General features: G+C 71.7%; 18 protein-coding genes. 8 read left to right on the forward strand and 10 right to left on the reverse strand.

Going from position 1 to position 16,814, the window contains the following annotated elements; translation table 11 throughout:
- Positions 1 to 2: 2 nt before the first annotated feature.
- Together AB0M76_RS12965 and AB0M76_RS12970 are read right to left on the reverse strand one after the other, a co-directional pair.
- Entirely contained in the window at positions 3 to 1,220 is a 1,218-nt protein-coding gene (locus tag AB0M76_RS12965) for a glycosyltransferase (RefSeq protein ID WP_365952926.1), read from the reverse strand.
- 19 nt (positions 1,221 to 1,239) lie between these two features.
- A complete protein-coding gene (locus tag AB0M76_RS12970) occupies positions 1,240 to 2,442 on the reverse strand; it encodes a DUF3344 domain-containing protein (RefSeq protein WP_365952927.1) in 1,203 nt (400 codons plus the stop codon).
- Between the two features lie 103 nt (positions 2,443 to 2,545).
- Between AB0M76_RS12970 and AB0M76_RS12975 the strand changes: the two genes are divergently transcribed.
- The 5 genes from AB0M76_RS12975 (at position 2,546) to AB0M76_RS12995 (ending at position 5,624) form a co-directional block, all read left to right on the forward strand.
- Entirely contained in the window at positions 2,546 to 2,791 is a 246-nt protein-coding gene (locus AB0M76_RS12975) for a chaplin (protein ID WP_365952928.1), read from the forward strand.
- Between the two features lie 130 nt (positions 2,792 to 2,921).
- On the forward strand, positions 2,922 to 3,332 hold the full coding sequence (locus AB0M76_RS12980) for a rodlin (protein WP_365952929.1): 411 nt from the start codon (positions 2,922 to 2,924) through the stop codon (positions 3,330 to 3,332).
- A 220-nt stretch (positions 3,333 to 3,552) separates the two neighbouring features.
- Positions 3,553 to 3,786: a chaplin gene (locus tag AB0M76_RS12985; protein WP_365952930.1), complete on the forward strand. Its 234-nt coding sequence runs from the start codon at positions 3,553 to 3,555 to the stop codon at positions 3,784 to 3,786.
- Between the two features lie 120 nt (positions 3,787 to 3,906).
- Entirely contained in the window at positions 3,907 to 5,109 is a 1,203-nt protein-coding gene (locus AB0M76_RS12990) for a chaplin (protein ID WP_365952931.1), read from the forward strand.
- Between the two features lie 167 nt (positions 5,110 to 5,276).
- Positions 5,277 to 5,624 carry a hypothetical protein gene (locus tag AB0M76_RS12995; RefSeq protein ID WP_365952932.1) on the forward strand — a complete coding sequence of 116 codons (348 nt, stop codon included), beginning with the start codon at positions 5,277 to 5,279 and terminating at the stop codon, positions 5,622 to 5,624.
- 88 nt (positions 5,625 to 5,712) lie between these two features.
- Here the strand turns inward: AB0M76_RS12995 and AB0M76_RS13000 are convergent, their stop codons facing one another.
- Positions 5,713 to 5,952 carry a chaplin gene (locus AB0M76_RS13000; RefSeq protein ID WP_365952933.1) on the reverse strand — a complete coding sequence of 80 codons (240 nt, stop codon included), beginning with the start codon at positions 5,950 to 5,952 and terminating at the stop codon, positions 5,713 to 5,715.
- A 167-nt stretch (positions 5,953 to 6,119) separates the two neighbouring features.
- Positions 6,120 to 6,785 (reverse strand): hypothetical protein, encoded by a 666-nt coding sequence (locus AB0M76_RS13005; RefSeq protein WP_365952934.1) that lies wholly within the window; start codon positions 6,783 to 6,785, stop codon positions 6,120 to 6,122.
- Positions 6,786 to 7,067: 282 nt separating this feature from the next.
- Between AB0M76_RS13005 and AB0M76_RS13010 the strand changes: the two genes are divergently transcribed.
- Entirely contained in the window at positions 7,068 to 7,478 is a 411-nt protein-coding gene (locus AB0M76_RS13010) for a rodlin (RefSeq protein WP_365953188.1), read from the forward strand.
- Between the two features lie 106 nt (positions 7,479 to 7,584).
- On the opposite strand, the gene AB0M76_RS13015 is transcribed toward AB0M76_RS13010, so the two are convergent.
- Positions 7,585 to 8,226: a vitamin K epoxide reductase family protein gene (locus tag AB0M76_RS13015; RefSeq protein ID WP_365952935.1), complete on the reverse strand. Its 642-nt coding sequence runs from the start codon at positions 8,224 to 8,226 to the stop codon at positions 7,585 to 7,587.
- 191 nt (positions 8,227 to 8,417) lie between these two features.
- Between AB0M76_RS13015 and AB0M76_RS13020 the strand changes: the two genes are divergently transcribed.
- The gene (locus tag AB0M76_RS13020; RefSeq protein ID WP_365952936.1) at positions 8,418 to 9,200 is read left to right on the forward strand and encodes a DUF6227 family protein; all 783 of its coding nucleotides are present in this window, start codon (positions 8,418 to 8,420) and stop codon (positions 9,198 to 9,200) included.
- An 18-nt stretch (positions 9,201 to 9,218) separates the two neighbouring features.
- Here AB0M76_RS13020 and pfkB read toward each other — a convergent pair whose 3' ends face one another.
- Both pfkB and AB0M76_RS13030 read right to left on the reverse strand, forming a co-directional pair.
- Entirely contained in the window at positions 9,219 to 10,169 is a 951-nt protein-coding gene (gene pfkB, locus AB0M76_RS13025; protein ID WP_365952937.1) for a 1-phosphofructokinase, read from the reverse strand.
- A 116-nt stretch (positions 10,170 to 10,285) separates the two neighbouring features.
- The gene (locus tag AB0M76_RS13030; protein WP_365952938.1) at positions 10,286 to 11,866 is read right to left on the reverse strand and encodes an MFS transporter; all 1,581 of its coding nucleotides are present in this window, start codon (positions 11,864 to 11,866) and stop codon (positions 10,286 to 10,288) included.
- Positions 11,867 to 11,929: 63 nt separating this feature from the next.
- On the opposite strand from AB0M76_RS13030, the gene AB0M76_RS13035 reads away from it, so the two are divergent.
- Entirely contained in the window at positions 11,930 to 12,874 is a 945-nt protein-coding gene (locus AB0M76_RS13035; protein ID WP_365952939.1) for a YafY family protein, read from the forward strand.
- 108 nt (positions 12,875 to 12,982) lie between these two features.
- Here AB0M76_RS13035 and AB0M76_RS13040 read toward each other — a convergent pair whose 3' ends face one another.
- From AB0M76_RS13040 to AB0M76_RS13050, 3 genes are all read right to left on the reverse strand, one after another.
- The gene (locus tag AB0M76_RS13040) at positions 12,983 to 13,960 is read right to left on the reverse strand and encodes a sigma-70 family RNA polymerase sigma factor (protein ID WP_365952940.1); all 978 of its coding nucleotides are present in this window, start codon (positions 13,958 to 13,960) and stop codon (positions 12,983 to 12,985) included.
- Positions 13,961 to 14,343: 383 nt separating this feature from the next.
- The gene (locus AB0M76_RS13045; protein WP_365953189.1) at positions 14,344 to 15,111 is read right to left on the reverse strand and encodes a class III extradiol ring-cleavage dioxygenase; all 768 of its coding nucleotides are present in this window, start codon (positions 15,109 to 15,111) and stop codon (positions 14,344 to 14,346) included.
- Positions 15,112 to 15,258: 147 nt separating this feature from the next.
- The gene (locus AB0M76_RS13050; protein WP_365952941.1) at positions 15,259 to 16,797 is read right to left on the reverse strand and encodes an MFS transporter; all 1,539 of its coding nucleotides are present in this window, start codon (positions 16,795 to 16,797) and stop codon (positions 15,259 to 15,261) included.
- Between the last annotated feature and the right edge of the window lie 17 nt (positions 16,798 to 16,814).

The following is a 16,814-nucleotide window of genomic DNA, read 5'->3' on the forward strand; positions in this document are numbered from 1 at the left end:
CGTCATCGGCTGATGCGCTCCTGGTTCAAGGGCCGGGGCCTACCCAGCAGTTCGTGGTACAGACCGGTGACCGCGTCCGTGGTCCGCCGCACGTCGAAGTCGGTCCGGGCGTGCTGCTGGGCCTGCTCCCCGAGTTCGGCGAGCAGCCGCGGGTCGGCGAGCAGCCGCCCCAGGGCCTTGGCCAGCGCCGTCGGATCCTCCGGCGGTACCAGGCAGAGCCGTCCCTGGCCGGGCGGCAGGCTCTCCCGGGCACCGCTGACGTCGGCGACCAGGACCGGTCGGCCGCAGGCCATGGCTTCGAGCGGGGCGAGCGCCATGCCTTCCCACCGCGACGGCAGTACAACGAGATCGGCGGCCCGAAGCCACGGTCGGATGTCGGAGGCGGGCCCCGCGAAGAGCACTCCGGGCGGGGCGGTGCGGCGCAGCCGCTCGGTGTCGGGGCCGTCGCCGACGAGCGCGAGGCGTGCTTCGGGGAGGTTGCCGAGCACCTCCCGCCAGGCCCGGAGCAGGATGTCCTGGCCCTTCTGCTGGCAGAGCCGGCCCACGCAGACGGCGAGCGGCCCGTCCCCCAGGAAGGCGGTGGGCAACGGGAGTTCGGTACGCGCCCGGGCCCGGTCCGCGGCCCGGTCGGGGCCGCCGGGGCGGAAGTGCTCGAGGTCCACGCCGTTGCGGATCACCGACCAGTGGGCGGCGATCCCCTCGGCCTCGCCGGCCCGGCGTTCGGCCTCGCTGACGCAGAGCACCCGGTCGGCCCAACGGGCCCCGAACCGCTCCCAGCGCAGGGCGAGCGCGGCGGTGGCCCCGCCGACGGCGTCGAAGGACCAGGCGTGCGGCTGGAAGACGGTGGGCACCGCCCCGCGCACGGCGAGCCGCCCGGCGAGGCCCGCCTTGGCGCTGTGGGCGTGCAGGACGTCGGGCCGGATCCGGCCGATCACCCGCCGGGCGCCGAGCACTTCGGTGGGCAGGTCGGGCCCGGGGGCCCGCCCGGCGCGCCAGGTGAGCACCTCGGCCCCGGCGGCGCGGGCGGCGTCGGCGAGTTGTCCGCCGCGCGGGCAGCCGACGGCGGTCCGCAGGCCGGCGGCCGTCTGGGCGCGGACGAGGTCGACGACGACGCGGGCGACACCGCCGTCGACGGGCTGGACGAGATGCAGGACGGAAAGGGGGCGGGGAATCGGGACCTGCGCAGGCGAGGGCTGCGCAGGGGGAGGCTGTGTCGGCACGCGGAGTGGTCTCCTACGTTCAGCGGCGCGCGTCTGTCTGAACGAAGAGCACGCCGAGGAATTGACCCTGGCTTTCGCCCGTGAACCTGAAGCTCAGGCTGCGGGCACCACCGGACAGGGCGGGACTCAGGTCGAACACGTCCGCGTCATATCCGAGATTATTCATATGTTCGGGCTGTCGCACGAAAGAGGGATGCCCGAATTCCGTGATCGTGGAATTCATAACATCATTAAAAGGATTTTCAGCATCGCTGACGTTGACCCGGCGGCCACTGTCGGCGGTCACCGTGAGTGAGTCCCCGAGGGTCCCGCGGTCGCCGTCGTACGCGACCACCCCGGCCTTCCCCGCGGACCCGGCGGCCGTGTCCAGGCCGGCGATCTCGACCGTCTCGCCGGCCGCCTCGCCCGCACCCGCGGCGAGCGACTCGAAGCCGTCCCACAGCGAGATCCGGCGTACCGGCTCCTGCGGGTGCTCGTAGGCCACGACCAGCGTCCAGCCGCCCCAGGCGCCCACCTCGGAGTTGCCCATCGCGATGTTCAGCTGGGCGACCGTCCACATCCCGGCGCCGCCCTTGCGGACCAGCGGGGTGACGTCGGCCGAGGCCTGGTAGGCATCGCTGCCCTCGTCCGTGCGGTGGCCGATCACGGTGTCGGCGAGGACCTCCTTGTACGCCCCGCCCGGCTCGGCGACCAGCACCCGGCCGTTGTCCTGCGGCGGCTTCTGCTCGCCCACCCGCAGGTTGCCGCCCCAGTACAGGCGGGCGTACGAGACCTTCGCGCCCTGCGGGACCCCGAGCTCGGCCCGGGTGGAGTTGTAGGTGTCCGGATCCTTGTCGACCTCGCTGTAGAACATGTCGAAATCGCCGTTGACCCCGGCCGCGCCGCGGTTGACCTCGCCGCACGGCTCGGCGTCCGGCGTCGCCACCCAGCGGCAGGCGATGGAGGAGTTAGAGGCCCGGACCAGCCCGCCACGCTGGACGGCCTGGTAACGCTGGGTGAACGGGACCTTGGACATCTCCCGCACGGCGGGTGCCGCGGGGCCCGGCGGGGCGGCAGCCGCTGCGGCCGCGGCCGCAGCGGGGACGTTGGCCGAAAGTACGAGGCAGGACAGCAGACCGAACGTGCCGAGGATTCTGCGGGACGAACCCATGACCCTGTCTCCATTTTCGATCAAGGGGACAAAACAGGAGTGAACTTTGTCAGAAGTCGGGCGGGAAATCACGCCGGACTCGCCCGTACGGCCTTTTGGGCGATAACACGCACCCTCACAGTCGGCGGGTCGTTAATCGGTTGGACCATTGCTCGAACCGAAAGGAAAAACGGAGATGAAGAGGCTGATGCGCGGCGCCACGATGGCGGTCGCGAGCGCTGCGGTCCTGATGGGCGGCGCTGGCCTCGCCTCCGCGGACGGCGGCGCGACGGCGGAGGGCTTCGCGGTGGGGTCCCCGGGCGTGCTGAGCGGCAACCTGCTCCAGGTCCCGGTCGACGTTCCGGTGAACGTCTGTGGCAACACCGTCAACGTGATCGCCCTGCTGAACCCCGCGTTCGGCAACACCTGCGTCAACGCCTGAGCGTCACCCCCGCCGTCAACCGTGCTGCCCCAAACGACGGCATCCGGGTGAAGCCACGCAACCCGAACCGGGGCCCGGGCGTTGATCCGGATGCTCCACTACCGGGCAATCCAGCAAAAAAGGGACGACAATGATCAAGAAGATGATGGCCACTGCGGCTGCTGCAGCCTCGGTCGTGGGCATCGGTGCCGCCATGGCCCCGCAGGCGATGGCCATCGGCAACGACAACGGCGTCAACACCGTCAACGGCAACGGCGCCTCGCAGATCTACGGCAACCAGGCCACGTACGGGACCATGAGCCCGCAGATGGCGCTCATCCAGGGCTCGTTCAACAAGCCCTGCATCGCCCTGCCCGCGAAGGCCAACGTCCAGAGCCTGGTCGGCGCCGTCCCGATCGGCCTCCAGGACATCAACCTCCTGTCGAACCCGCAGAACCAGCAGTGCACCGAGAACTCCACCCAGGCCAAGGGCGACGAGGCCCTCTCGCACATCCTGGACAACATCCCGATCCTGTCGGGCAACGGCGCCGTCCACAGCTGATCGCACCCCGCGTCAGCGAGGCCGCCGCATCCCCTCCGGGTCGCGGCGGCCTCGCCTTGTCGGCCCGCGAAACAGCGCGGCAAATCCGCGGCGAATTCCGGCCCGCCCGGCGTTGGGGTGAATTGCGGAGCCGCCCGCAAAAATCTGCGGTTTCTTTTCCCGGACCCACTCGTTGTTATTTCTGCAGTGGATACGCCTCTGCGGGAAGGATCGAAAACAAATGACGTACAAGAAGGCAGTGGTGCTGGCCGCCGGCGTTCTGATGGCCGCCGGTGCCGCCTCGCCCGCCATGGCCGACGCGGTCGCCGACGGCAAGGCCATCGGCTCCCCCGGCGTGCTGTCCGGCAACCTGCTCCAGGTGCCGGTCCACGTTCCGGTCAACGTCTGCGGCAACACCGTGAACATCATCGCGCTGCTGAACCCCGCGTTCGGCAACACCTGCGTCAACGCCTGACGCGGCGCTTTGCCCGCAAGGGCAGACCTCCTCAGGGTGGCCTCGGAGTGCACGGCGGTGCACTCCGAGGCCACCTTCGATTCAGCACCGGCGGGAGCGCCGGTAGACAGGGAAGGACCCATGCGACAGGTACTGAGCCGACAGGTACTGGGCAAGGGAGTGCTCACGGCGGCGGCCGCCTCGAGCCTGCTGTCGATCGCGGCCGGCGCCGCCTACGCGCACCCGGGGGCAACGGCCGAGGCCTCGCATTCGCCGGGCGTGCTGGCCGGCAACAGCGTCTCGGTACCGATCACCCTCTCGCCGAACGTGTGTGGCAACAGCGTGGACGGCGGAGCGGCGCTCAACCCCGCGATGGGGAACAACTGCGCCACCACGACCGGTTCGGACGCCGACCACGAGCACGGGCGCTACCTCAGCCCCGAGCACGCCGAGGCCTTCGAGCGCTACCTCGATGAACGCCAAAGCGGCCGGCACGCGCTGCCGGAGCAGCGCCGCGAGGAACCCCGTCACGAGGAGTCCCGCCGTCAGGCGCCGCGGCACGCGGCACCCCGGTACGAGGAGTCCCGCGACGAGGGCGGCTACGGCGGATCGGGCGAGACGGACGACCGGGGCCACCACGGACCGGCCGAACACGGCGGACCGCAGGGACCGCGCGGGCATGGCGGCCACGGCGGCTCGGACGAGGAGGAGTGCGACGACCACCCGCACACCCTCCCGGCCCCGGCGCCGGTGGCCCACCACGCTCCCCCGGCGCCCGAGCGTCCGCAGCCGCGGCCCCGACCGAAGCCGCTGCCGAAGCCGGAGCACCCGGCTCCGAAGCCCGCCCCGGTCCACGAGGCTCCCGCTGTGGAGACGCCTGCGCCGCCGCAGCCCGCGCCGGAGCCGGTCCCCGCTCCGGCACCGCTCCCGGCTCCGGTCCACGAGGCCCCCGTAACGCTCCCCGCCCCGGCTCCGGTCGCGGAGGCGCCCCGGCCGCTTCCGGCCCCCGCTCCCCTCGCCGAGGAAGGGCCCGCCCCCGCCCCGCCGCACGGCAGCCAGTTCGTGGAGCACCCGGCCCCGGCCCCCGCTCCCGAGGTCGTCCGTCCCGCCGACCAGCCGCCGGCCGCCCCCGCCGGTGACGCCCCCGTCCACCTGGCACCGGCACCCGCCCCCGCGATCCCGGTCCTGGTCCCGGCCGCGCCCGTCCCCGCTCCCGCCCCGGCCCACGTCTCGGCGCCGGCGCTCGCCGAGACCGGCGCGGGTCAGCCCGCCGCCGCGGCGGCCCTCGCCTCGGCGCTGATCCTGGGCGGCGCCATTCTGTACCGGAGGTCCCGTATCGCCTGACCGGCAATACCGGTAATCAGAAGAAATGTCGGCCGGAGAATCCCCTGACGGGTTCTCCGGCCGTTGCCGTACGCGTTTCCGCAGCGGCGGGGAATCGTTACCCAGGGCGAAAGCGGCGCGACGGTCGCCGCTGACGCGTCTGTCCACGAAAGAAGAGGATTTCGATAATGAAGCTCACGAAGGTCGCCGCAGTCATCGCCGGCTCCGTTGCCGCGCTCGGCGCCTCCGCTCCCGCCTTCGCCGCCGAAGCCCCGGCCGCGATGCCCCCGACGAGCCTGACGGGTGGGGCCACCGAGGTCTTCAACTCGCTCGCCCCGGTCACCGAGTCGCTCCCGCAGACCCTGAGCAACGGGGTGGCCGAGCAGGGCGAAACCGTCGGCAAGGTCCTGGGCACCGCACAGCGCGTCAACGAGATCCGCAACAATGCGCCGGGCGAGCTGCTCGGCGCGGCGAACGGAGTCACGCAGGCGTCCCCGCTCCTCGGCGGCGTCCACCTCAACGGCGGGGCGCACTGAGCCGGTCGAGTCACCGCCCCGGGCACACACCACTGTGGGCGCCACCGGCCTCGCCGGTGGCGCCCACAGTCAGGTGTGCCGACAGACGTCAGTCGTTGACGCAGACGTTGCCGAACGCGGGGTTCAGCGCAGCGATGATGTTCACGGTGTTGCCGCAGACATTGATCGGGACGTGAACCGGGATCTGGGCCAGGTTGCCCGAGAGGACACCGGGGGAGCCCACGGCCGCGCCCTCGGCCGACGAGTCGGCCATGGCGGAGCCGGCGGCACCAGCCGCAACGAGACCGGCGGAGGCCAGGACCAGGGCGGCCTTCTTGGCAGAGTTCATGGGAAGTGCACCTTCTGTTCGATGTTCTGCCCCGACGCGGGGCTCACACCGAGCGAAACGGTTCAGACTCCCGGACGACACGGCCTCGCGCGAAATCAGACCTGTTCAGCTCAATAGTCGTAACCATGCGCGGTTTTCCGGCCGTCCTCTGCCATCCTGCCTCCCTGCTACGGGAGGCCGGGACCCTCCGGCACGATCTCCACCGGAGTCAGGACCGGGTTGGCCGGTACCGGCGCCGGGGCGGGCCGCGCCGGCACCGCGGGCACCGGAAGCGCCGGCTTGGAGACGGGCGCCGCCGGCTTGGCTACAGGTGCCGCCGGTTTGGCTACAGGTGCCGCCGGCTTGGAGACGGGCGCCGCCGGCTTGGCTACAGGTGCCGCCGGCTTGGAGACGGGGAGTTCAGGGATCTCGGGGGTCTCCGGGATCTCGGGGATCTCCGGGATCTCGGGGATCTCGGGGATCTCGGGGATCTCCGGGATGGAGGGGATCTCGGGGATGGAGGGGATCGGCAGTGACGGGATCGCCGGGATCGCCGGCAGGCTCGGCAGAGTCGGCAGCTGGATCGGCGGCAGCGTCACCCCCGGCAGCAGGCCCTGGAGGGACTTGAGGAGTCCGTCCAGGGTCGCGGTGATTCCCGCGAGGAGGTCGTCGAGCGGGCCGGCCGCCGCCACGCGGCGGTCGATCTGCTGCTGGGCGGCCGCCACTCGTTTCCTGACGGCGGCTGCCGCGTCACCGTCCGCGGCGCCCGCGGGGGCGGCCGCGCCGGCGAGTATGACGACGGCCAGGGCCGACGGGACGAGGACGCGGCTGCGGAACGGCTTCTTACGGTGCATAGGGGTTCCTTCGGTGGTCGCGCAGAGGCGGACCCGAGCGATCCGCTTCCTTACCCACCGTGCGAACACCGCGCACGGAGCGCAACCGGAGCGTGAAGGGCCCCGGTCGGCTGTTCGGGCTGTGTACGGGCTTCGCGCGCGCATCCGGAGGCGGCTCACCCGGGCCGGGGAAAAGCGCAGCACGAACGGGCCGTTCGGGTGAAGCCGCGGAACCAACCCCCCGGCAGGGCAGTTGACCAGGGCGCTCCACTAGCGGGCACTCGTGCGACAAAAGGACCAATGATGCTCAAGAAGATCATGACTGCTGCCGCGGTCACCGCCGCCGCCGTCGGCGCGGGCGCTGCTGTTGCCGCCCCGGCCATGGCCATCGGCAACGACAACGGGATCACCACCATCAACGGGAACGGCGCTTCCCAGATCTACGGCAACCAGAAGACCGCGGGCGACCTGAGCCCGCAGCTCAGCCTGGTCCAGGGCACGCTCAACAAGCCCTGCATCGCCCTGCCGGTGAAGGCCAACGTCCAGAGCCTGGTCGGCGCCGTCCCGATCGGCCTCCAGGACGTCAACCTCCTGTCGAACCCGCAGAACCAGCAGTGCACCGAGAACTCCACCCAGGCCAAGGGCGACGAGGCCCTCTCGCACATCCTGGACAACATCCCGATCCTGTCGGGCAACGGCGCCGTCCACAGCTGATCTCCGCTCCCCCGGCTTTTGCAGTCCGGGCCACCCCGCCCGTGGAGCGATGTGACGAGGGCCCCGGCAGCCTCCAGCTGCCGGGGCCCTCGCACGCGCCGGGCCGTCACCCGGTCCAGAACTCCCACCACCTGGTGAGGATCAGCATCCCGATCACGCCGATGTGCAGGGCGGGCGGGGCCCAGCCGAATTCGGTGAAGAAGGTCCGCACCGGGCCGGGGGCGGGCAGTGCACGGGTGCGCACGTTGTACGCGGTGACCGCCCAGAACATCAGCAGGGTGGCCACCCAGGTCAGACAGCACCACAGGCAGAGCGCGTTGATCTCGTACAGGGACTGCACCATCAGCCAGCTGCAGAAGCCGACTCCGAAGACGGTGCCGGCGTTCAGTCCCAGCCAGAACCAGCCGCGGTAGCGGGCGCCGGCCAGCAGGCCCGCGCCGACGCACACGACGGCCCCGTACGCGACCAGTCCCAGCAGGGGGTTGGGGAAGCCGAAGGCCGCCGCCTGGTCGCTCTTCATGACGCTGCCGCAGGAGACCACGGGGTTGAGGCTGCAGGCGGGCTTGAAGTCCGGGTCCTCCAGCAGCAGGAACTTGTCGAGGGTGATCACCCAGGAGGCCAGCACCCCGGCAGCCCCGGCCAGCACCAGCAGCCAGGCCAACACCCGCGGGGTGGCGGCCGGTTCGCCCTCGTGTCGACTGTGGGGCCGCCCCTGCTGGCGGGGAAGGCCCACTGTTTTCGTTGCCATACGGCCCATGTTCCCCCGCTCCGGCACAGACCCGGGCGAACCATGCGCATCCCTGCCCAAGTTGACCTGAAGGGGTGGGGGAACCCCTGATGCTTCCCGGACGTTTTACCGAACCCCGGACGTGATGTCAGAGCCAGGGGCTACGTTGAGCTTCCGCGAAGTCACTAGCTGCGACGGCCTGGAGACCCACCTTGAGCGATCCGTACGAGACAACCGAGACGCACCTCGAGCGACTCCTGGGCCGCGCCCTCAACTCCTTCGACCTGCCGGACCGGTTGGTCGAGCGCCTCGGTACGGCGCTCGCCCACAGCTCCTCCCTGTACACCACCCACCACAGCCCGGCGGCGGGGCGGTGGCGGGAGACCCACCGGCACACGTACCTGCTGTCCGACGGCGGTTCGGCGTCCCTGTGGGAGCTGGTGTACCGGCTGGAGGGCGACCGGACGATCCGGCACGAGGTCTTCGTGAGCAAGGCGGAGACCTGCCTGGCCGTGGCCCGGCTGTTCGGCGACGCCCCGGCGGAGGCCGCGTTCGACCCGGAGCTGGACCCGGCGTTCGCCGCCGCCGAGGAGGAGCCGGACACCGACGTGGCGGTGCTGAGCGCGCTGTTCGCGGCCGGGGCGCCGGCGCACCGGCACCGGGAGTACGCGGTGGAGGAGTCCGCCGACCATGCCCGCAGGGTGCTGCGGCGCGCGGAGAACCCGGACCGGCCGGGCGAGCGGACGGCGCTGTTACTGAGATCGGCGTACGCGCACCAGATCACCCAGGCGTTCGGCACCCGGCCGCGCAGGGTGGACGGGCGGAGTGCCGGGTTCAGCCTGTACGAGCACTCGTTCGTGCTGCTGGACGGGAGCGCGGTCAGCCTGTGGGAGGTCGAGCACACGGCGACGCCGGACGGGCGGCACATGTGCGAGGTGTACGAGAGCGAGGCAGCCGCCCGCGGGGCGATGGAGCTCCGCGCGCGGGTGAGATGAGGCTGCTCCAGCGCCGCTTCACGGCGTGGCGGGGGTGGACAGGCGCAGGTCCGGGGGCGGGTTCTCAGTGACGCGGACCGCCTCGGGGCGCAGGTCCGCGGGGACCGGCATGGCGCTGCCGGGGAGCTGAACCGCGGCCGCGCCGTGGGCCAGGGCCGAGGCGAGGGCTCCGGGGCCGGTCCCGCCCGCGATCAGGAAGCCGGCCAGCGAGGCGTCGCCCGCTCCGACGTCGCTGCGTACGGCGGCCACGGGGGCCGTGCCGTGGAAGGTGCCCTCGGCGCTCACCAGGAGCTGACCGTCCGCGCCGAGCGAGGCGAGCACCGCGCCCGCGCCCCGGGAGCGGAGCTCCTGGGCTGCCCGGGCGACCTCGCCCAGGGTGGCCAGCGGGCGGCCGACCGCCTGGGCGAGCTCCGCGGCGTTGGGCTTGATCAGGTCCGGGCGGGCCTGCAGTGCGGCGGTCAGCGCCGGGCCCGAGGTGTCCAGCGCGACCTTGGCACCGGCTTCGCGGGCGCGGGCGACCAGGTCGGCGTACCACTCGGGCGCCAGGCCGAGCGGGAGGCTGCCGCAGGCCGCGATCCAGACCGGGTCTCCGGCCGCGGTACGGACGGTCTCCAGCAGGAGGCCGGATTCCTCCGCGGTGAGCTCGGGGCCGGGCGCGTTGATCTTGGTGAGGGTGCCGTCGGGTTCGACGAGCGAGATGTTCGACCGGGTCTGACCGGCGACCGTCACCGCGGTGACGTCCACGCCCTGTGCGCCCAGCAGTTCGGCGATCAGCGTGCCCGACGCGCCGCCGAGCGGGAGGACCGCCGTCGTGAAGACTCCTGCGGCGGCCACCGCGCGGGAGACGTTGACCCCCTTGCCTCCGGGGTCGACGCGGTCGCCGGTGGCGCGCAGGACGGCGCCGCGGTCCAGCGAGGGGACCTCGTACGTCCGGTCGAGGGAGGGGTTCGGGGTGACGGTGAGGATCATACGAGCACGACCTCTGCGGATCACGCGCCAACCGTACGCCCGTTCCGCAGCAAACCAAAGCAAACGGGCATGTCCGCCAACAGAAGCGGACATGCCCGTCAGGGGAACGGCGCGGGCTACCCGGCGGGGACGGCCTCGGGAGCGGCCGCGGCCGCGGCCGCGGCCTGGCTGCCACCCTCGCGCTGCTCCATCGGGACCGACTTGCGCGGCAGCACGAACATCACCCCGAAGATCACGATCAACACGGCCACGATCCACCACAGCGCACCGTGGAAGGCGTCGACGTACGGCGCACCGAAGACGCGGTCGTCGTCCATCAGCCCGAAGAAGACGACGGAGGTGAGGCCGAGGCCCAGCGCGTTGCCCATCTGCCCGGTGGTGTTGATCAGACCGGAGGCCGAACCGGCGTGCTCGCGCGGCACCTCGGACAGCACGGTGTCGTTCAGCGGCGCGACGATCAGCCCCATGCCGGTGCCCATGAGGATCAGCGGTGCAGCCATCTGCCAGGAGGAGATCTCCATGCCGTAGCGCTGCGCCTCCCAGATGTAGAGGAGGATGCCCGCGGCCATGATGAGCGCGCCCGCCTGGAGCACCTTGCGGCCGAAGCGCGGTACGAGCTTGCCTACGGACATGCCCGCGGCCGCCGAGACGGCGAGGGAGAACGGGATGCCGGTGGCGCCGGCCTTCAGGGCGCTCCAGCCGAGGCCCATCTGCATGTACATCGTCCAGACCAGGAAGAAGATGCCGGTCGCGATGCCGAAGGTCAGCTGGACGGCGATGCCGCCCGCGAAGCTCTTGACCTTGAAGAGGGAGAGCTCCACCAGCGGGGAGCCGTCCTTGCGGATCTTGTACTTCTCGTACGCGATGAAAGCGGCGAAGACGAAGGGCGAGGCGATCATGCAGACGAAGCCCCAGACCGGCCAGTCGTTCTCGCGGCCGTGCGTGAGGGGGAAGATCAGCATGACCAGGGCGAGGGTGGCCAGGACGACACCTACCACGTCGAGGCGCAGGGCCTTGGGGGCCTTCGACTCGGTGATGAACTTGCGGCCCAGGATCACGCCGGCGATGCCGACCGGCAGGTTGATCAGGAAGATCGGGCGCCATTCGAGACCGAGGAGGTTCCACTCGGTGAGCAGGGCGCCGAGCATCGGGCCGGAGACGGCGCCGAGGCCGACGACCGCACCGAACATGCCGAAGACCTTGCCGCGCTCGTGCGGCGGGAACGTCACGTGGATGATCGCCAGCACCTGCGGGACCATCAGGGCCGCCATGCCGCCCTGGAGGATGCGGGAGGCGACGAGCATGTCGGGGTTGGCGGCGATGCCGCAGAGCAGCGAGGCGGCGGTGAAGCCGGCGATGCCGAGGAGGAAGAGGCGCTTGCGGCCGTAGATGTCACCGAGACGGCCGCCCGTGATCAGGCCGGCGGCGAAGGCGAGCGCGTAACCGGCGGTGATCCACTGGATCGCGCTGGTGGAGGCGCCGAAGTCCTCGCGCATGCGGGGTATCGCGATGTTGACGATCGTGACGTCGACCAGGTCCATGAAGGCCGCGGTCATCACGATGGCGAGCGCCAGCCAGCGGCGGCGGTCGGCGGACGAGCTGGAGGCTGCTGCTTCGTCGTGGGCGGTGTCGTTCCGCTCTTCTTGTACGGGCCCGTTCTCTCTCTCGGGCGATGTCTTGGACGTCTCGGTGCTCATGGAGAGAAACCTAGACGGCATCTAGGTCAGTTGGTGTCCTATTTCACTGGCAACCTGGATTCCATGACGGACACCCCGGCACGGCTGCTCACCCTGCTCTCCCTGCTCCAGACCCCGCGCGAATGGCCCGGGAGCGAGCTTGCGGAACGGCTGCGGGTGAGCGCGAGGACGATCCGGCGCGACATCGAACGGCTGCGGGAGCTCGGGTACCCGGTGGAGGCCACGCTGGGTGCGGAGGGCGGATACCGGCTGGTGGCGGGGGCCGCGATGCCGCCGCTGCTGCTGGACGACGAGGAGGCCGTGGCGATCGCGGTGGGACTGCGGGCGGGTGCCGGGCATGCGATCGAGGGGGTGGAGGAGGCGTCCGTACGGGCCCTCGCGAAGCTGGAACAGGTCCTGCCGGGCCGGCTGCGGCACCGGGTGGGCGCGCTGCAGTCGGCCACGATCGCGGTGACCCGCGGGGACGGGGCCAGCGTGGACCCGCGGACGCTGACCACGATGGCGTCGGCGGTGGCGGGGCCGGAGCGGCTGCGGTTCGCGTACCGGGCGCGGGACGGAGCGGACTCGCGGCGACTGGTGGAGCCGTACCGGCTGGTGAGCACGGGGAGCCGGTGGTACCTGGTGGCCTACGACCTGGACCGGGAGGACTGGCGGACGTTCCGGGTGGACCGGGTCGCGGAGCCGTTCGCGACGGGCGCGCGGTTCACTCCGCGGGAGCTGCCGATGGAGGCGGCGGAGTTCGTACGGCGCGGGCTGCGGGGCGGGGAGACGTACGCGGTGGACGTGTCGTTCGCAGGCCCGGCGGAGGCGCTGCCGGGCTGGCTGCGGGCCGATGCCGAGCCCGTGGGCGGCGGCTGCCGGGTGCGGTTCTCGAGCGCGGACTCCCCGGAGTGGGTGGCGGCCCGGCTGGCCCTGGTCGGCATGCCCTTCACGGTCCATGCCCCGGACGCCCTGGCGGCCGCGGCCCGTGCGCTGGCCGCGCGCCTGACCTCGGCGGCGGCGCCGTAGCCGGGAGAGCTCGGCTGTTTCTGCCCCGCCGGGGGCAGAAAGGGAGCCCCCGGCGTCTGGGGGGGTAGACGCCGAGGGCTCGTTCGAGGGGGCTTCGCGCGGGCCGGGTCAGGCCACGGCGTCGAAGCCCGTGTCGCGGGCCATGCGCTTCAGCTCGAGCAGCGCGTGCTTCTCGATCTGGCGGATCCGCTCGCGCGTCAGGCCGTGCTGCTTGCCGACCTCCGTCAGGGTCCGCTCGCGGCCGTCGTCGATGCCGTACCGCATCTTGATGATCGACGCCGTGCGCTGGTCCAGCTTGCCCAGCAGGTCCTCCAGCTCCTCGCTGCGCAGGAGCGACAGGACGGACTGCTCCGGGGAGATCGCGGAGGTGTCCTCGAGGAGGTCGCCGAACTGCGTCTCGCCCTCGTCGTCCACGGACATGTTCAGGCTGACCGGGTCGCGCGCCCAGTCCAGGACGTCGCCCACGCGCTTCTCCGTCGAGTCCAGCGCGGCGGCGACCTCCGCGTGGTCCGGGTCCCGGCCGTTCTCCCGGTTGAACTCCCGCTGGATCCGGCGGATCCGGCCGAGCTCCTCCACCAGGTGGACGGGGAGGCGGATGGTGCGGGACTGGTCGGCGATGGAGCGGGTGATGGCCTGGCGGATCCACCACGTGGCGTACGTGGAGAACTTGAAGCCCTTGGCGTAGTCGAACTTCTCGACGGCGCGCACCAGGCCCGCGTTGCCCTCCTGGATCAGGTCGAGCAGGGGCAGGCCGCTGCGCGGGTAGCGGCGGGCGACGGCCACGACGAGGCGGAGGTTGGAGCGGATGAAGATCTCCTTGGCGCGCTCTCCCTCGGCGGCCAGCGCTTCCAGCTCCTCGCGCGACGGCGTCTCGCCCTCGCGCTCCGTCTCGCCGTCGAGGATCTGCTGGGCGTACACGCCCGCCTCGATGATCTGCGAGAGCTCCACTTCCTTGGCCGCGTCGAGCAGCGGGGTACGCGCGATCTCGTCCAGGTACATGCCCACCAGGTCGCGGTCGGCGATCTCCCCGCCCACAGCGCGGGCGCTGCCCCTGGACTGACGACGGGCGACGGCGCGGGTTGCCATGCGTGCTCCCTTGCAATGAGTTAGGTCGCGGTGCGGCTGCTGGAACGCGGCTCTGCGTCCCTGGACACTCTCCCGAGTGCCGGCTTCCGAAGGAAACAACGACTGGAATCGGGACAGAATTCCCACGCCGGTCCCTGTTTTTCGAGATCTTGCAGTATCCTGCCCCGCCACCCCTCGCGCAGGGGGCCGGGCGGGATACCGCCGGAGCCCGAAGAGGTGCAGGTCAGGCCCGCGTTCGAGGCCGGCCCGGAAGCCTTCGCCGACCCGTACGGGCGCCGCGTCCGTGAGACCGCCGTCACACGCCGCGACACGTGCCGTGGCTGCACTCCACCCCTGAAGACGGTCCCCACCCGTTTCCGGTTGCCTGGACAACCGGCTCATTCCTAGCCGAACTGGACCGAACGCTTCGAAAGGCCCATCCAGAAGCCGTCGACCGCGTCGGAGCGGCGGGCGAGGTCGCCGGAGGCGTCCGCGGCGCCGAGGGTGACGAACAGCGGGGCGAAGTGCTCCGTACGGGGGTGGGCGAGGCGGCCCGCCGGGGACTTGGCCTCGAAGTCCAGCAGCGCGTCGACGTCGGACGCGGCCAGCGCCTCGCGGCCCCACGCGTCGAACTCCGCCGACCAGGACGGAACCCCGGGCCCGGTGTGGCGCAGCGCGGCCAGGTTGTGGGTGAAGAAACCGCTGCCGACGATCAGGACACCCTCGTCGCGCAGGGGCGCGAGCTTGCGGCCGATGTCCATCAGCCGGCGCGGGTCCAGCGTGGGCAGGGAGATCTGCAGGACCGGTATGTCGGCCTCCGGGAACATCTCCACCAACGGGACGTACGCGCCGTGGTCGAGGCCGCGGTCCGGGAAGTCCTGGACGGGGGTGCCGGGGGCGCGCAGGAGGGCGCGTACGGAGGCCGCGAGCGCGGGGGCGCCGGGGGCGTCGTAGCGGACCCGGTAGTAGTGCTCCGGGAAGCCCCAGAAGTCGTGAACGAGGGGGACCGGCTCCGTGGCACCGAGGGCGAGCGGGGCCTCCTCCCAGTGCGCGGAGACCATCAGGATCGCGTGGGGGCGGGGCAGCGCGGCGGACCAGGCGGCGAGCTCCCCGGGCCAGACCGGGTCGTCGGCGAGCGGCGGGGCGCCGTGGCTCAGATAGAGCGCCGGCATGCGGGCCGGGGATTCGGCGGGGGGCGGGATGGTCGTCACGGGGCGCTCCTCGTCGTCAGCACAGGGCCGGACACAAGACTGACCCCGCATCGTTCAAATTTGAACGATGCGGGGTCGGCAGTCATTCCCGGGGTTCCCCGAGCCGCGTCAGTGGGCGATCACCGGGACCTTCACCTCGGCGTCGGCGCCCGCGCCGTCACCGGAGGCGACGGGGCCGCCGGCGTCCGGACGGCCGGTGTTGATCAGCGTCAGGGCGATGGCCGAGCTGGCGACGAGGATGCCGACCGCCCACCAGATGGCGCTGGAGTAGCCCTCCACCATCGCCTGGGCCTGGATCAGCTTCGCCGCCGGACCGCCCGCCGCGGCCTCGGCCGCGTGGTCGGTCAGGTACGCGGTGGTCGCCGAGGCGGCGATCGTGTTCAGCAAGGCGGTGCCGATCGCACCGCCCACCTGCTGCGAGGTGTTGACCATGGCGGAGGCGACACCGGCGTCGGCCGGGTTCACCCCGTGCGTGGCCAGCGACATGGCCGGCATGAACGCCGTACCCATGCCGAGGCCCAGCAGCAGCTGCGCCGGCAGGATCAGCGCCGGGTACGAGGACCCGACCTCGAGCTGGGTCAGCATCAGCATGCCGGTGGCGGCGAGCAGGAAGCCCGGGCCCATCAGCAGCCGGGGCGCGACCCGGGTCATCAGGCGGGCGCCGATCTGCGTGGAGCCCGTGATCATGCCCGCGATCATCGGCAGGAAGGCGAAGCCGGTCTTGACCGGCGAGAAGCCCTTCACGACCTGGAGGTAGTACGTCAGGAAGAGGAACAGGCCGAACATCGCGATGACGGCCAGGCCCAGCGAGAGGTAGACACCGCCGCGGTTGCGCTCCAGCAGGACGCGCAGCGGCAGCAGCGGGGACTTCACCCGGGACTCGACGAACACGAAGGCCGCGAGCAGCGTCGCCGAGCCGATGAACATGGCCACGGTGACCGTGTCGGACCAGCCGGCCGACTCGGCGCGGGTGAAGCCGTAGACCAGCGCGACGAGGCCGAGGGTGGACAGGACCACGCCGGGGATGTCGAGCGGCGCGCGGTTGCGGCCGCCTGCGGGCTCACGGATGACCAGCCAGGCACCAGCGGCCGCGACGATCGCGAACGGGATGTTGACGAAGAACGTCCAGCGCCAGTTCAGGTACTCGGTGAGGAAGCCGCCCAGGATCAGGCCGACGGCGCCGCCGCCACCGGCGATCGCACCGTAGATGCCGAATGCCTTGGCGCGCTCCTTGGCGTCGGTGAACATGACGGCCAGCAGGGAGAGCGCGGCCGGGGCGAGCAGTGCGCCGAAGGCACCCTGGAGTGCGCGGGCGCCGAGCATCATCGCCTCGCCGTTGGCGGCGCCGCCGAGCGCGGAGGCCAGGGCGAAGCCGATGAGACCGACGATGAAGGCGTTCCTACGGCCCCACTTGTCGGCGATGCGGCCGCCGAAGAGGAGCAGCCCGCCGAAGGCCAGCGCGTACGCGGTGATGACCCACTGGCGGTTGCCGTCGGAGATGCCGAGGTCGGTCTGGGCGGACGGGAGGGCGATGTTCACGATGGTCGCGTCGAGGACGACCATCAGCTGCGCCAGGGCTATGAAGACGAGTGCCTTCCAGCGGCTGGGATCGGCAGCCGGCGCGAGGGTCGCGGCCGTTTTCGGCATGGGGATACCCATTTCAT

The sequence above is a fragment of the Streptomyces sp. NPDC051364 genome (assembly GCF_040682115.1).
Lineage (GTDB): Bacteria > Actinomycetota > Actinomycetes > Streptomycetales > Streptomycetaceae > Streptomyces.